Below are 15,861 nucleotides of genomic sequence, written 5' to 3' on the forward strand. Positions count from 1 at the left end.
CAACGCCTATTGCACCAGATCGCCTTGTCTGCAAATTTTCTTTGACAGTTTCTGATGAACAGTGACTTGACCAAAAAACCTAGACCGTGCAGCAACGTGCCCAATCGTGATAAATGCTGGGCCACCGACGGACGAGTCGGACTGACCAGTGATCCATTGAGGCTATCCACCCCTCACAACAGAAAATAGGGACAGTTTCCAGATGAATTTCAATTTTGCCAATGACCGACCCACCGATGCTGATGCAATTATATTTGCTATCAATACGGACGGGCTAAACGATTTTGAGCTTAAGTTGGAGCAAGCTGATACGGTTAAAGCCGCGGCTAAAGCAGCACGGTTTGACGGAAAACCGGGCGAGGTATTTGAAGTTTTTGTAACCGAGGCGGGTAAACTCTTACGGGTAGTGTTGACGGGATTGGGCAAAGGCAAAGCGAAGAACGCCGAGGCTGCCGGCGGTTCGGCGATAGCCAAGATTCTTGCGTCCGGCGCCAAGCACGTCGCCATCGATCCTTCCGGTCTGGACGAGGAACATCTGGCTCGGCTGCTCTTCGGTGCAAAATTGCGCAGCTGGCGGCACGATAAATACCGGACGACCATGCCAGAAAAGCAAAAGGTAACGCTCAAGACAATCACCGTCGTTGATCAGCATATGGCAACCGCCAAAGCCTGGCAGGATCTTTCCGCCGTCGCTGACGGGGTTGCCCTCACTCGTGAACTGGTAGCTGAACCGGCGAATGCCATCTATCCTGAAAGCTTTGTTGCTCGTTGCGAGGAATTGAAAGAACTGGGTGTCGAGTTCACTGTTCTTGGCTGGGATGAAATGGAAAAACTCGGAATGGGCGCTTTGCTTGGCGTTTCCCAAGGTTCCGAGCGGCCTCCGCGGTTGCTGGCGATGCGTTGGGACGGAACCAATGGTGCCCAGAAGACACCACTCGCTCTCGTGGGCAAGGGTGTGACGTTCGATACTGGCGGTATTTCATTGAAACCGGGCGCGGGTATGGAAGAAATGAAATGGGATATGGGTGGCGCCGGAGCGGTTGCCGGAACCATGAAAGCGCTCGCTGGGCGCAAGGCCAAGGCCCACGTCGTCGGTGTTTGCGGGCTGGTCGAGAATATGCCGGACGGCAAGGCACAGCGTCCCGGAGACGTGGTGACCAGCATGAACGGCCAGACCATCGAAGTGATAAACACCGATGCCGAAGGACGGCTGGTATTGTGCGACGCGATGCACTGGACACAGGAAACATTTAAACCGGAAGTCATGATTGATCTCGCGACATTGACCGGCGCGATGATCATCGCGCTCGGCAATGAACATGCCGGCTGTTTCAGCAATGATGATGGTCTCGCCGAAGACCTGATTGATGCCGGCAAGGAGTCCGGTGACCCGCTTTGGCGTCTTCCGGTTGGCCCAGCTTATGACAAGCTGATCAATTCGCCAATTGCCGACATGAAAAACGTCGGACCGCGCGGTGCAGGGTCGATTACCGCAGCGCAATTTCTCAAACGGTTCGTCAAGGATGGCGTAAAATGGGCTCATCTCGATATCGCGGGCATGGTATGGGCTGATAAACCCAGTTCTGTTTGGGAAAAAGGTGCCACCGGCTATGGCGTGCGTCTGCTCAACCAATATGTCGCCGACAATTTCGAAGATTGATCTTGCTACCAACATGCGGAATTCTCATCCAGAGGTGCCGCGGTGCGCGTTGATTTTTATCATCTGACACGGGATCCGGCGGAAAAGCTTGTACCGATGCTGGCGAGCAAGTCGCTGGATGTTGGGAAAAGAATATTGCTGCTGGCGCAGGATGAGCGGAGTTGTGTCGCACTCGGCAACGCTTTGTGGAGCGACGAGCCGACCAGCTTCCTCGCCCATGATTTTGCCGGATCACAGCACCAGGCCGATCAGCCGATCCTGGTTTCCGATCAGTGTCAGCCGGCGAACGGAGCGCCCTATATCATCCTCTCCGATGGCTTGTGGCGAGAAGAAGCTCTGGATTTCGAGCGCGCTTTTTTTCTGTTCACCGCCGACCAAATCGATCATGCGCGCACTGTCTGGCGGGAATTGACCGCTAATGATGCCGTCACCCCGCGCTATTGGAAGCAGCATGGTGGACGTTGGGTAGAGGGCCCCTGATCCGGCTCGCTTAATGCAGGGCGATTTGCATGGTCGGGTTTGCACTGGTCGGGATTGTCCCGTATGTCGCGAACCGGTCGCGTCACCATTTTCGGAGCTTTCCCGATGCACAAATATATTGTCCTGCCTCTGAGTCTAGCGATTGCTGCCTGCGGGAGCGGCGACGAAGAAATGGCTGCAGGACCATTCAACAACGGCGACGTTGGAAACGGAAGCTATTCCGCAACCGGAGATGAAGCGAATAGCCAAGCGGTCGTTAAGGCCGACGAAGGTGTTGTTCGGATCGCAATGGGCGACAAGGCAGTCGTGGATTTGCCGATGGATATCCAGCTTTATCCCGGCGCCGATATCCAGACCAGCGTGGCGGGCGTTGACGAGCGAAAATCCGGCGCGATGGTGGTTTTTACGACCAGTGATAGCGTAGAAGATGTCATGGAATTCTATCGCAAGGAATTGGAAAACAAGGGTATCGGTTTCAAAAAAGAGATCAGCTCCGGCGACAAGCAGACGATCAGCGGTGAACGGACAAGCGGTGAGGGGGTCCATGTCTCCGTAACCAAATCGCCCGATGGCCGCACGATTGCGACGATTGTAGCCAGCAGCGCCAGCTAGCTTTCAATCGAAACCTTGCCTTGCCCCGATGCAGCGGCTAAGGGCGGCCCAACTTTTGACTATCCCTACATTTATGGAGCATTATCATGGCCGTGACACGGACATTTTCAATCATCAAACCTGACGCTACCCGTCGCAATATCACTGGTGCTGTTACCAAGATGCTGGAAGAGGCAGGACTGCGCGTTGTCGCTTCCAAGCGTATCCACATGAGCAAAGAACAAGCCGAAGGCTTTTATGCAGTGCACAGCGAACGTCCTTTCTTCGGCGAGCTGGTTGACTTCATGATCAGCGGCCCTTGTGTAGTTCAGGTGCTCGAAGGCGAAAATGCGATGCAGGCCAATCGCGACATCATGGGCGCGACCAACCCTGCTGATGCTGCTCCGGGCACGATCCGCAAGGAACTGGCCGAAAGCCTCGAAGCAAACACCGTGCACGGTTCCGACAGCGACGAGAATGCAGCGATCGAAATCGCTTATTTCTTCAACGAAGACGAAATCGTAGGCTAAGCCTGACACAGCATATTTCGCATAAAGGCGCCCGGTTGCAGATATTGTGACCGGGCGTTTTTTGTTGGGGAATGGCGCGCTTCGTGGGGTCAGGTAGATTTTTTAAGTTGATACTATATGCCTGGCTGCTGTCGATCTGCTAGCGGCCCAGACGACTAGCTTCTCAGTTGCGAACTGTGCCCGGCCTGATCAGGCCCGTGAATTCTACCTTAATCATATCGAAACTGTGCCCTGATAAAGGTGCATTTCTTTAGTGGGGTAATTAGAAATGGAAGTAACTGGGGTGTCCGAACCAAATTCACCGCGCCGGTCAAATCTGTTGATCATAACCGCTCTATGTGGCGCCATTGCAGTCTTCATTGGATTGAGCGGCTGGCTTTTGCCGATCGCGAGCGCAAAAATATTTGGTGCTCAAGTTATTTTGGACAAGAGCTTAAGCGCGGCACTTCTCCTCAATATCGCCCTGATATTGCTTATTTGGCGAGGATCCCACGTGCTCTCATTGCAATCGAAGGCCGTCATTGAAGCGCAGCGCAAAGTCGATACCGTCGCGGTCAAGGATTACGCTACGGGCCTTTTGAATCGCCCCGGCATATCCGATAAAATTGAACAAAAATTGCGTGCCGGTGACAATATTTCCCTGATAACTTTGGACCTCGACAACTTCAAAAAGGTCAATGACTTGTATGGGCATTTGGCTGGAGACGAATTGCTAGCGGCAGTGGCCGAGCGCCTCATACTGTCTACTCCAGACAACAGCGAGTGCGCACGGCTTGGAGGTGACGAGTTTGCAATTTTGCTCTGTGAGGAGTCCGCCAACCGGAAAAATGCACTCGCCATCGCCAAGAAGATCCAAAAGGCCCTCTGGAAAACTGCTTCGGTTGGGGGAGGCATAACAAGGATCAGTGCGTCGATTGGCATTTATGTACAAATTGAGTCCGGCTCGAACATCGCGGATGTATTCCGGCGGAGCGATATCGCGATGTACCACGCGAAAAAAGCCGGAGGAGAACGTATCTCGTGTTTCGAAGACACGATGGAAGTCGAAGTGCAACATCGCTATAAAATGGAAACTGAAATCAGGGAAGGCATCCCCAAGGGCCAGTTCGTGCCATTCTATCAACCGCAATATGCTATTCGAGGCTCCAATCTCGTGGGATTTGAAGTTCTGGCGCGATGGAGGCATCCGAGTGGAGAATTGATCGAGCCGACAGATTTTATATCTCTAGCTGAAAATACTGGATTGATTTCAGCGCTGTCTTTTTCGGTTATGCGTCAGGCATTTGTCGACGCCAAGGATTGGGACCACTCGCTCATTCTGGCGGTAAATATATCACCCGTGCAGTTGACCGATCCGACACTGGACAAGCGGATCATGAAGCTTTTGACCGAAACTGGGTTCCCGGCGCAACGGCTGGAACTGGAGATTACGGAAAGCAGCCTGCTTGAAGATACGCCGCAAGTGCTCAGCACAATTACAAGTCTGAAGGCATTGGGTGTGAGGATATCTCTGGACGATTTCGGGACGGGATATTCCTCCATGACACAGTTAAAATCCTTCCCGTTCGATCGCATCAAAATTGACCGCAGTTTCGTTTTCTCAATGCTCGAAAATGAGGAAAGCGCTGCGATTGTGAACTCGATTACATCTCTTGCAGCGTCATTGGATGTGCCGATCACGGCCGAAGGAATCGAATCCGTCGAGATGCGGGAATATCTTGATAAGATCGGATGCACGGATGGACAGGGTTGGCTCTACGGTCGGCCGACGTCAAAGGATGAATTGATAAAATTGCTCCCCCAGATCGCGTTGCCCGCCTCCGAAAGTGAAGTCGAATACCGTGAAGAAGGCGCCAAGTCGGTCCCGACCCAGAATAGTCTTGAGAAATTTTCGAGAAAAGCGGTCTGATAGCGGCAGGATGCGACACCGCAACGACCTGACTGGCCTTTGATACGAATATTTCATGCCGGAAAATATAGCTTCATGCTTCGTTCCAGCCAATTGCTGATACGTCTGTTTACGTTGCGTAAAGGATGATGGGCTAGCGCTTTTGCGGTGGGGAAAATGAATACTTTCGTAAGCCGCGGGCGCCGATGACAAAATTGCGTTTTCTGTTCTGGCTACTAATAATCGGAATTCTTCCGGTTGTAGCGCCCGTGAATCCAGCCATGGCAGAGGTGGCAGGGATAACCAATTTCAGCAACCGTATCTGTAGCCTGGCGGGGCATGCCAAAGCCCGGCCTGCGGACATTATGGAAATGCGTGCTGCATTTGATTGCGGTTCAGACAAACTAGCCAAAAATACCGATATGTTGTGGATGGTCGCCGATATCGGCGATCTCCAAAAGGATATGGTCGAGCCCGTGATGCGCTTTCGTGCGGCGCGGCAGGGTGCGGTGATGCTGCACAGGGTCTACCCTGACGGCAGCGCTCAGACCACATTATATGGCCAGGCCGCGATGACCGCGCGCTGGCGTTCGCCTTATGCGGTTGCACTGCCGTTGATCAGCCGCGAGGGGCAATTTCCAGAAACAGTGCTGATCGGTGCCGCCAATCCATGGGATCCATCCAACTGGAATGATATCGAACTGATAGATGCCGAGGATGATCTCGCGTTGCATGAACGTGGCGCGCTGGTCAGCGTATTCGTTCTTGGATTACTGATGGCACCGCTGCTGCTGGACTTCGTGTTCTTTATCGTGATGCGGCAGCGTTTCATTTTCTACCACAGCTTGATGGTGGTCGCCATTTTGGTCAATCATATTTGCTGGTCAGGGCAGATATTCAGTCTCTTCCCCTCGGCGACGTTGGTGCAGAGGTCATGGATTGCGTTTATCGCACTGGCCGCATTGGCCTTCGGCGGTTGCATGTTGATACGCTCGCTTTGTGATCCGGACAAACTCGGGAAATGGGGTGCCTTTTCGCTGAAATTTGCAGCTTGGAGCACTTTGATCACGACCACTATCATCATGATTTTTGCCGAACAATTATCGCTGACTGGTTCGCTGATTTTCCATGCTGTCTACGGTTCCATGGCAATCATCGCAATTGGCAATCTGCTGCGTTGCGCGGTCAAGGGCGACAAAATAGCGATGCTGCAGTTGCTCGGACTGTCGGGAGCAGGGTTTATTGCTCTATGCCGGATTGTCCGCGCGCTTGGGTGGATTGACGATCTACCAATTTTCGATTTCGGATTCTACATCGCTATCCTGGCCGAGGCGCTGGCGACTAGTGTGGTCGTAGGATATCGGGCAATGCAGATGCGCCGCGAGCGCGATGATGCGATTAGCGCGAAAGAGGAGCTTGAGGATTTCGCCTATACCGACGAACTCACCGGCTTGCCCAATCGCCGCGCTTTCTCGATAGCATATTCCCAATTCGCAGCCAGCAGCAGCGGGAGCGATCAGCGATGGGGACTGGCGATTATTGACATTGATAATTTCAAGAATGTGAACGATCGCTACGGGCATGATGTAGGCGATCAAGTATTGATACAGGTGGCAGCGATAATGAACCGTCGCTGCGGCCGCGGCGATCACCTCGCACGATTTGGCGGAGAGGAATTTGTGCTGTTGACCTCCGCGCAGACCGCTGACCGGCTGGTGCATTTCGCGCAAGCGCTGGTGGATAGCTGTGCCGCCCATGATTTCGGCGACGCCCAGCATGATATTGGACCCGTGACCATCAGCATCGGCCTCCACTTTCTGGATAATGAAAATACAGTCGATCTGCAAACCAGTTTCCGCCTGGCCGACAAGGCTCTTTATGATGCGAAGAAGTCCGGCCGGAATCAATTGCGTTTTGCGTCACCTCGGAAGCCAGACCAGATCGCTGCCTGACTTTTTGCGCGCTGTCTGGTCGCTCGTTGTCATTCGCTCAATACAGCAATAGAATGCGTCAATTCACTCATGCATTTCTATCCCCCGATCCGCTCTAGGCCACAGATCCACAAATCCTTATCTCTACCGCTTGCCTTGAACCGTGCAAATCGAGTAGCTTAGCCACATGGATCGCGAGAAAAATGAGAGTGCAGAAGACCAGCTAGCGGTCTCCCTGTCGCAATTGCCAAAGGCTTCGGTCATGGCTCTGATCGAAAATAGTCCGATCGCTTCCGTGGTCAGCAATCCTCGTTTGCCTGACAATCCTATCGTCGCGGTCAACGATGCTTTCCAGCAGCTTACAGGCTATGATCGGGACTTCATCATTGGCAGAAACTGTCGGTTCCTAGCCGGCGAGGCGACCGAGCCGTGGCTGACCGAAGAAATCCGGCGTGGTGTCCAGCAACGAAAATCCGTTCTGGTCGAGATATTGAATTACAAGAAAGACGGTACGCCATTCCAAAACGCGGTGCTGGTGGCACCTTTGTTCGACGAAGAAGGCGAGCTGGAATATTTTCTCGGGTCACAGGTGGAAATCGATGCCGACTCGCCGAGCCTCGCGAAGGCGCGGCGGATGCGGGCTGTTGCGATTGTCAAAGACCTGTCGAAGCGGCAGCGGGAAGTGCTGCAATATATCGCCAAGGGCCTGCTCAACAAGCAGATCGCCTACGAATTGGGGCTCAGCGAGCGGACGATCAAGATGCATCGTTCGATCCTGATGCAGCGGCTGGACGTGCCCAGCGCAGCCGACATGGTCCGGCTGGCGGTAGAAGCAGGAATGTAGGGATATTGGTGCATACGGTCGAAGGACCGTATCGATCTAGCACTGATGTGAAGTTATTGGTTCAGCCGTATCGCGGGTTGGGGCTTCCTTCCTCAGAAAACCGGACCGCATTTTTTGGGCAGCAGATACTCCCTCCTTCTTGCTGTCCCAAAAGTTCCAACCCGCGGTGCACTTTTCTCTAGAATTGATCCGCAATTGCTATCATTTTGGTCAGCCGTTTCGGCGCGACCCGTTGCCAGCTTTTGCGGAGCCAGCCGTCGATATGGTCCCAATCGGTGCTGCCGGTATCGAGGCGGATCGCTATCCAGCCTGATTTTCCCAAGAATTTAGGTGAGTAATAAAGCGCTGGGTCGGCATCAATCAGAGCTGATTGCTCATCGAGGCCCGATGTTTTTACCAACAGGCCGATGCTTTCCTCGCCATATAATCTCTGGGTGAAGTAGGCGAAATATTTGCCGTTCTTCTCGCCGCCGACCCGCCAACCGGGTGACCCGAAGCTCAATCGCTCGGAGCTTTCATCGAGCGCCAGAGCGCGGTCGCGGATCTGCTGCAATATCCAGTCGGGGTCGGTCTCGCGGGTGACATATTGGGCCAGCGTTGCCGGATAGAGTTGATGCTCTGCGATCAGGGTTCGGCTGGCAAGGCTATCCGCGTCATCATCCGGCAAAATCGCGACCTCGGTCTGGGCGAGCACCGGTCCGTCGTCGAGCTCCGGGGTTACCAGATGCACACTGCAACCCGCGACCGTGTCGTCAGCGTCGATCGCGCGTTGATAAGTGTCGAGCCCCTTATATTTGGGCAACAGGCTAGGATGGATATTTAGCATCCTTTCCGCCCATTTCTTGACGAAGCCGTCGCTCAAAATCCGCATATAACCAGCCAACACGACATATTCGGCGCCGGAGCGAAAGATTGCATCGTGCATGATGTCATCATGGTCTTCGCGCGCCATGCCTTTGTGGGGATGGGCGAAAGTTGCGATGCTCTCTGCCTCGGCCAGCCGCAAGCCCGCCGCCTCGGGATCATTGGATGCCACCAGCACGATGTCATAGGGACAGTTCGGTGATTTAGCGGCATAGACAAAGGCCGCCATATTGGAGCCGCGACCGGAAATTAATATCGCGATTTTGGCTTTTTCAGCCATTGTAAGTAGCGGTCCAATCGTCGGTCGCCGACCAAGTCCCGCGATTGCCGTAGACCGAGCAGCCTTTGCTACCGCTACGGACATCGCCGACCCGGTGAACTTTTTCACCAACGGCTTCGAGATCTGACGTAATTGTTTCCGCTTCATCGGGCGACACCGCCAATATCATCCCGATGCCGCAGTTGAACGTCCGCGCCATTTCCTCTGGCTCGATATTACCCTGGGCTTGCAGGAAAGCCATCAGACGGGGTTGTTCCCAGCTTGCGGCATCGACATGGGCGTGCAACCCGTCGGGCATCACCCGCGGGATATTCTCCAGCAAGCCGCCGCCGGTGATATGGGCGAGAGCCTTGATCCGGCCGGATTGCATCAGCGGCAATAGCGATTTGACATAGATCCGGGTTGGCGCGATCAAAGCTTCGACCAGCAATATATCGGGATTGAACAAGGCAGGGCGATCCATTTTCCAGCCCTTGTCGGCTGCGAGTCGGCGCACCAGTGAAAAGCCGTTGGAATGAACGCCAGAGGATTCGAGGCCAAGCAGGACATCGCCCGCGGCTACATTTGCTCCGGTGACGACCTTGTCACGCTCGACCGCGCCGACGCAAAATCCTGCGAGATCATAATCTCCCTCGGCGTACATGCCCGGCATTTCCGCGGTTTCACCGCCGATCAGCGCGCAGCCGGACATTTTGCAGCCCTCGGCGATTCCTGCCACAACTCGCTCGGCAATGCCATTTTCGAGCTTACCGGTGGCAAAATAATCGAGGAAGAACAGCGGCTCTGCGCCTTGGACGATCAGATCATTGACGCACATCGCAACAAGATCGATTCCCACTGTGTCATGCCGGTCATAGTCAATCGCTAGCTTGAGCTTGGTGCCCACACCATCGTTGGCAGCGACCAGCAACGGGTCATCATATCCGGCAGCCTTCAGATCAAAAAAGCCTCCGAAACCCCCGAGTTCTGCATTGGCACCCGCTCGTGCAGTGGCTTTTGCCAGCGGGGCGATCGCCTTGATAAGGGCGTTACCCGCATCAATGGAGACACCGGCTTTCGCATAGGTGTAAGAATCCGGTTCATTTTGCTTTTCACTCATAACTTGAGCGATTAGACAACTCGCGGCTGGATTTCCACGCCATAATCGTCAAAAGGGCGCAAATGAGTATTTTGACTGACTTCAGGATCAAGATTGCTGCCATCATCGCGGTTGTGACGATGCTCGCGGCGACGGTTGTCTATGCCCAGCTAGAGGGCTCGGAACGCGGCGTCGCGCCGCTTGCGAGCAGCGGTGACTTTGAAGTCATGGGCGTGAAAGTCGACGTTAAGGGCGATACCGCTTTTGATGCCCGCAAGAAAGGCTGGGAAGAAGCGCAGCGCAAAGCCTGGAAAATGCTTTATAAGCGCACCCAGGGCAGCGAAACCAGCGGCTTGCCAGATTCTACGCTCAACACGATCGTATATGCGATCATCGTCGAGCAGGAGCAGATCGGACCTAAACGCTATATCGCAACGCTTGGCGTTATGTTTGATCGGGCCAGGGCTGGCTCTATTCTGGGCGTGGGTGGCCGGCGTTTGCGGTCTCCGCCCTTGCTGGTGCTTCCGGTCATGTGGAGCGGCGGCTCACCTCAGGTGTTTGAAAACAGAACCGAATGGCAAAAAGCCTGGGCACGTTTCCGCTCCGGCGAAAGCGCCATCGATTATGTCCGCCCCTATGGATCAGACAGCGAATCACTAGTGCTGACAGCCGGGCAGGCCAACCGCCCGAGTCGCCGCTGGTGGCGGAATATTCTGGATCAGTTCAGCGCAGCGGATGTGATCATCCCGATCGTCCGTCTGACCTATGCCTATCCCGGAGGTCCGGTCAAAGCGCGGTTCACCGCCCGCTACGGTCCTGACAATAAGTTTATCGACAGTTTCACGCTGAAAGTGGCGCGCAGCGAAGATATCCCCAAGATGCTGGATCAGGGAATCGTGCGACTGGATAGTATCTACTCCAGCGCATTATCGCGCGGCATCCTGAAAACCGACCGCTCGCTGATCATCGAGGATCCGTTCAATATGGATGATCTGAATCTTGAGGATTTCGATATCGGTGAAGATACGCCGGTCGAGACTGGTGGCGATACTGCCGATAGCCCTGCAGCAAATGGTGCAACAGACTCTGGTGGCGAAACGCCGACAGCGGCTCCGGCAGCCACTAGCAGCATTTCCTTGCAGTTTGACACGCCGGATGTCGGCGCCGTTGGTCGCGGGGAATCCTCGGTGCGATCGATTTCCGGCGTGACCTCTGCATCGACATCAAGCCTCGCGCTTGGCGGCGTCTCTGTCATGAGCGTGACTTATAGAGGAGATATATCTGCTCTGGCTCAAGCGCTTCGGGCGCAAGGCTGGCAGGTCCAGCAAGGAGCCGGCACCTTGCGTATCAGTCGTTCCGGACAATAAGGCAGCGAGGCCGTGAGTCAGATAGCCCTACCTCTCGAACAAGTCCCGTCGCCGGAACATGACGGATATCTGGTTACCCCCGCAAATGCAGAAGTGCATCAGCATTTGCAGAATTGGCGCGACTGGTCGCATTACACCATGATTTTGATCGGTCCCGCAGCCTCCGGGAAAACAACGATGGCGGCTGCGTTCGAAAGCGAGACCGGCGGGCTTTGCCTTGAAGACGCTTCCGAGGTCGAAGATACCGAGATATTCCATCTCTGGAATCGCGCCAATGGCGAGAAAAAACCGCTGTTGTTGCTGTCAGAAAAGCCGGTTGCAGAATGGGGGATCATGCTTCCTGATCTCAAATCCCGCCTCGCCGCATCGTTGCATTTGCAAATCGGCCCGCCTGATCAGGCGATGATCGACGGGCTTTTTCAGAAATATTTTACGTCTCGTGGGCTAACCATATCGGAAGATGCGCTTCGTTATCTGGAAAAGAGAATGATCCGGTCCTACGCGATGGTCCGGCAACTGGCGCAGAAAATGGACTCGCTTGCGATCGAGACCAGAAAGCCGATCAATTTGGCGGTTGCCAAATCAGCGCTCAGGTTTTTTGACGCTGGTGATGAAAAGGTGGATAGTTAGCTGATGGATAATCCTTCCCCAGAGTCGCTCGATGCTGACCTATTGCTCGGAGACGATGGCATCGGCGCTTTTACGGAAGATGGCAGCAAGCGCTATTTCAACCGGGAGATAAGCTGGCTGGGATTTAACGAGCGGGTGATCGAAGAGGCAGAGAATAGCGCCCATCCGTTGCTCGAGCGGCTGCGCTTCCTGTCCATATCCGGCAGCAATCTCGACGAATTTTTCATGGTCCGTTTCGCCGGACTGGTCGGTCAATACCGCCAGAAGATAGAAGAACGTTCGGCCGACGGACTGACTCCTACGCAGCAACTCGATGCAATAGCGATCCGTGCCGATGCGTTGATCGAGCATCAGCAACATGTATGGTCTTCGCTTTCCCAAAGTCTGGCCAACGAAGATATTTTTGTTTCGACAGTGGCCAAGCTTCCCGATGTTTCGAAAACCTGGCTCAGACAGCATTTTCTCGACCAGATATTTCCGGTCCTGACTCCGCAGGCGCTCGATCCGGCCCATCCTTTTCCGTTCATTCCGAACAAGGGACTAAGTCTGGTTTTCGATCTGGTGAGGGAATCAGACAAGCAGGGCATCCGAGAGCTGGTCATGATCCCGTCCGGTTTGCCGCGCTTCATTCGCTTGCCCGGTGAATCGGCCATCTATGTTTCGGTCGAAACCGCGATCCAGGAATTTTCCGATATTTTATTCCCCGGTTATGCGGTGATAAGCAGTGGCCTGTTCCGGGTTATCCGCGACAGCGATATCGAAGTCGAGGAGGAAGCCGAGGATCTGGTGCGCTATTTCCGCAGCGCGATCAAACGCCGCCGCCGCGGCGACGTGATCCGGCTCGAAATGGGGCCGAAACTCGCCGAGCCAGTGGTCGCTATGTTGCGGGAAAATCTGCTGCATGACGGCGCCACGGAAAGCCGGATCAACGGTCTGGTTGGTGTTGGCGATCTCGATATATTGGTTGACGAAGACCGCCCGGATCTAAAATTCACGCCATACAGTCCTCGCTTCCCCGAGCGTATTCGCGATCATGGCGGCGATTGTTTTGCAGCGATTCGTGACAAGGATATATTGGTCCATCACCCCTATGAATCATTCGAGGTGGTGATTGAATTTTTAAGGCAGGCCGCTGCCGATCCCGACGTCGTGGCGATCAAGCAGACGCTCTATCGTGCGGGCAAGCAATCGGCCGTTATCCGGGCGCTGATTGACGCTGCCGAAGCCGGCAAGTCGGTCACCGCAATCGTCGAACTCAAGGCACGGTTCGATGAAGAGCAAAACCTGCTCTGGGCGAGCGCGCTGGAACGAGCCGGGGTGCAGGTTGTTTACGGGTTTATCGAATGGAAAACCCACGCGAAAATATCGATGGTCGTGCGCAAAGAACAAGAAGGCTATCGCACTTACTGCCATTTCGGTACCGGCAATTATCATCCGATTACCGCCAAAATCTATACCGATCTCAGCTTCTTCACCGCTGACCCCAGAGCGGCACGGGATGCGGCGCAATTGTTCAACTATATCACCGGCTATGTCGAACCCAAGGAGCTGGAACTCATCTCCATGTCGCCGCGCAATATGCGCAAGGATCTGATGGGACTGATCGATCAGGAGATCGCCAATGTCCGGGCCGGCAAGCCCGGAATGGTGTGGGCGAAGATGAATTCGCTGGTCGACCCGGCGCTGATCGAGAAATTATATCAGGCGAGCAACGCCGGTGTCGAAATTGATCTGGTGGTCCGCGGTATTTGTTGCCTGCGGCCCGATGTACCGGGTCTGTCGGATCATATCCGGGTTAAATCGGTGGTTGGACGATTTCTCGAACATAGCCGCATCTGGGCTTTTGGCAACGGCAGGGAGCTCCCCAATGATGGCGCGAAACTCTATATTTCGTCGGCCGACTGGATGCCGCGCAATCTTGACCGACGGGTGGAATATATGATGCCGATCACCAACAAGACTGTTCATGACCAGATATTGGATCAGGTCATGGTGGCCAATCTGATCGATGACGAGCAGAGCTGGGAATTGAATGCAGACGGCAGCTACACGAGAGTGAAACCCTCCGATAAGCCGTTTAACCTGCACCGCTATTTCATGACAAATCCGTCGCTCTCCGGACGCGGCAAGGCGCTCAAGAAAAGCAACGCGGTTCCGCGTCTCAGCCTGCGCCGCCGCAAGAAAAAAGCGTGACCGGAGTGATAGAAAAAATGGGAAGCTTGTCGGGCTCCGCACACACAAAAAAGAGGCAGTCCAGCAAGCGTACGGCTATTGTCGATATCGGTTCAAACTCGATCCGCCTGGTTGTCTATCAGGGGCCAGCACGGGTTCCGGCGACTTTGTTTAATGAAAAGGTGATGGCAGGTCTGGGGCGGGAATTGTCGACCACCGGCGCTATTGCCGAGGATTCGATGCAACTCGCGATCCGCGGCCTGAAGCGCTTCCATCGTCTGTGTACCGATATGGAGGTCGACAGTATCTTGGCTTTTGCTACCGCTGCGGTGCGCGATGCCAGCAACGGCAAAGACCTGCTGAAGGCAGCGCGCGAAATTGGTTATGACGTCGCGGTGCTGCAGGGCGAGGAAGAAGCGGAACTGGCGGCACTGGGCATTATCTCCGGGATACCCGATGCAACCGGTATCGTCGGAGATCTTGGCGGCGGTAGTCTCGAATTGGCGATGATCGACAAGGGAAAGGTGCGGGAGCGCTTCTCATTCCCTCTCGGCGTCCTCAGGGTCGCGGACTTGCGCGCCAAGGACAATGACAGCCTCAAAGCGCAAATTCGCAAGATGCTCAAAAAAACTGGGTGGGACAAGCAGCGCCAGCAGCTGCCTTTCTATCTCGTCGGCGGTTCGTGGCGGTCTCTGGCGCGGCTTGACATGTATGACAGCAATTACCCGCTCCCGGTCATCCACAATTATGAAATGGAGCCGCAGCGGGCCCGGCGGCTGGTCAGCCGACTGGCGCAATTGAACAAGGAAAAGCTCAAGAATGTGCCGGGCTTGTCTTCGTCGCGGATACCGACGTTGAATGACGCAGCCTGGCTGTTGTCGATGCTGGTGCGCTATCTGGATAGCAGCAAGCTGGTGGTTTCTGCTTATGGCGTACGGGAAGGCCTGTTGTTTCAGAATATCAGTAAGCAGGAAGCCGCGCGTGACCCGCTGTTACTGGGGACGGAAGACGCTGGATCCGCGCAAGCGCGTTTTCCTGCGAACAGCAAATTGCTGGGTGAATGGATTAGCGAGATTTTTTCGGACGACCCGTCCGAGTGGCACCGTATTCGTCAGGCCGCCTGCAATCTGGGCGATGTCGCCTGGCGCGCCAATCCCAATTTCCGGGCTGAGCGTGGACTGGAAATCGGATTGCACGGCAACTGGGTTGGTATCACCGGACGAGAACGCGAGATGCTGGGGCAGGCGCTGTTCACCAGTTTCGGAGGCGGGAACAATACCTTTCCCGGCGGCGGTCGGCTGGCCGACGAACAAGCAACGAAGCGGGCCATTTGCTGGGGGCTGGCAATGCGTCTGGGCCAGCGGCTCAGTGGTGGAACCCGCAACCCGCTGGAACAGACACAAATCCGGAGATCGGGCAAGAAGCTGGAGCTGAAGGTAGCTAGTGATCTGATTGATCTTTACGGCGACACGGTTGCCAAGCGGCACGCAAATCTGGCGAATATGATGGGACTGGAACCGGTAATGACCGGCGTCTAGGCCGACAC

At 54.8% G+C, this 15,861-nt stretch carries 13 protein-coding genes; 11 read left to right on the forward strand and 2 right to left on the reverse strand.

Going from position 1 to position 15,861, the window contains the following annotated elements; all coding sequences use genetic code 11:
- Positions 1-202: 202 nt before the first annotated feature.
- From V7680_RS03640 to V7680_RS03670, 7 genes are all read left to right on the forward strand, one after another.
- Complete coding sequence (locus V7680_RS03640; RefSeq protein ID WP_335651932.1) at positions 203-1,660, forward strand: leucyl aminopeptidase; 1,458 nt, start codon at positions 203-205, stop codon at positions 1,658-1,660.
- A gap of 42 nt (positions 1,661-1,702) precedes the next feature.
- Positions 1,703-2,140 carry a DNA polymerase III subunit chi gene (locus V7680_RS03645; protein ID WP_335651933.1) on the forward strand — a complete coding sequence of 146 codons (438 nt, stop codon included), beginning with the start codon at positions 1,703-1,705 and terminating at the stop codon, positions 2,138-2,140.
- A 105-nt stretch (positions 2,141-2,245) separates the two neighbouring features.
- Positions 2,246-2,752, forward strand: a complete 507-nt coding sequence (locus V7680_RS03650; protein ID WP_335651934.1) for a hypothetical protein — start codon at positions 2,246-2,248, stop codon at positions 2,750-2,752.
- A gap of 86 nt (positions 2,753-2,838) precedes the next feature.
- Positions 2,839-3,261: a nucleoside-diphosphate kinase gene (ndk, locus tag V7680_RS03655; RefSeq protein WP_335651935.1), complete on the forward strand. Its 423-nt coding sequence runs from the start codon at positions 2,839-2,841 to the stop codon at positions 3,259-3,261.
- Positions 3,262-3,544: 283 nt separating this feature from the next.
- Entirely contained in the window at positions 3,545-5,170 is a 1,626-nt protein-coding gene (locus V7680_RS03660; RefSeq protein ID WP_335651936.1) for a putative bifunctional diguanylate cyclase/phosphodiesterase, read from the forward strand.
- 350 nt (positions 5,171-5,520) lie between these two features.
- Positions 5,521-7,101, forward strand: a complete 1,581-nt coding sequence (locus V7680_RS03665; RefSeq protein WP_335651937.1) for a sensor domain-containing diguanylate cyclase — start codon at positions 5,521-5,523, stop codon at positions 7,099-7,101.
- A 166-nt stretch (positions 7,102-7,267) separates the two neighbouring features.
- Positions 7,268-7,924 (forward strand): LuxR C-terminal-related transcriptional regulator, encoded by a 657-nt coding sequence (locus tag V7680_RS03670; RefSeq protein ID WP_335651938.1) that lies wholly within the window; start codon positions 7,268-7,270, stop codon positions 7,922-7,924.
- A gap of 178 nt (positions 7,925-8,102) precedes the next feature.
- On the opposite strand, the gene purN is transcribed toward V7680_RS03670, so the two are convergent.
- Both purN and purM read right to left on the reverse strand, forming a co-directional pair.
- On the reverse strand, positions 8,103-9,068 hold the full coding sequence (gene purN, locus V7680_RS03675) for a phosphoribosylglycinamide formyltransferase (RefSeq protein WP_335651939.1): 966 nt from the start codon (positions 9,066-9,068) through the stop codon (positions 8,103-8,105).
- Positions 9,061-10,167: a phosphoribosylformylglycinamidine cyclo-ligase gene (gene purM / locus V7680_RS03680; protein WP_335651940.1), complete on the reverse strand. Its 1,107-nt coding sequence runs from the start codon at positions 10,165-10,167 to the stop codon at positions 9,061-9,063. Before purM ends, purN begins: the two co-directional genes overlap by 8 nt.
- Positions 10,168-10,229: 62 nt before the next feature.
- Between purM and V7680_RS03685 the strand changes: the two genes are divergently transcribed.
- The 4 genes from V7680_RS03685 to V7680_RS03700 are packed head-to-tail and all read left to right on the forward strand — an operon-like array spanning position 10,230 to position 15,853.
- A complete protein-coding gene (locus V7680_RS03685; RefSeq protein ID WP_335651941.1) occupies positions 10,230-11,513 on the forward strand; it encodes a heavy-metal-associated domain-containing protein in 1,284 nt (427 codons plus the stop codon).
- Positions 11,514-11,525: 12 nt separating this feature from the next.
- Entirely contained in the window at positions 11,526-12,143 is a 618-nt protein-coding gene (locus V7680_RS03690; protein WP_335651942.1) for a DnaA ATPase domain-containing protein, read from the forward strand.
- A gap of 3 nt (positions 12,144-12,146) precedes the next feature.
- A complete protein-coding gene (locus tag V7680_RS03695; protein ID WP_335651943.1) occupies positions 12,147-14,336 on the forward strand; it encodes an RNA degradosome polyphosphate kinase in 2,190 nt (729 codons plus the stop codon).
- Positions 14,333-15,853: a Ppx/GppA family phosphatase gene (locus V7680_RS03700; protein ID WP_335651944.1), complete on the forward strand. Its 1,521-nt coding sequence runs from the start codon at positions 14,333-14,335 to the stop codon at positions 15,851-15,853. The genes V7680_RS03695 and V7680_RS03700 overlap by 4 nt, the downstream gene beginning before the upstream one ends.
- Positions 15,854-15,861: the final 8 nt, after the last annotated feature.

Source organism: Parasphingorhabdus sp., assembly GCF_036963705.1.
Classification (GTDB): domain Bacteria; phylum Pseudomonadota; class Alphaproteobacteria; order Sphingomonadales; family Sphingomonadaceae; genus Parasphingorhabdus.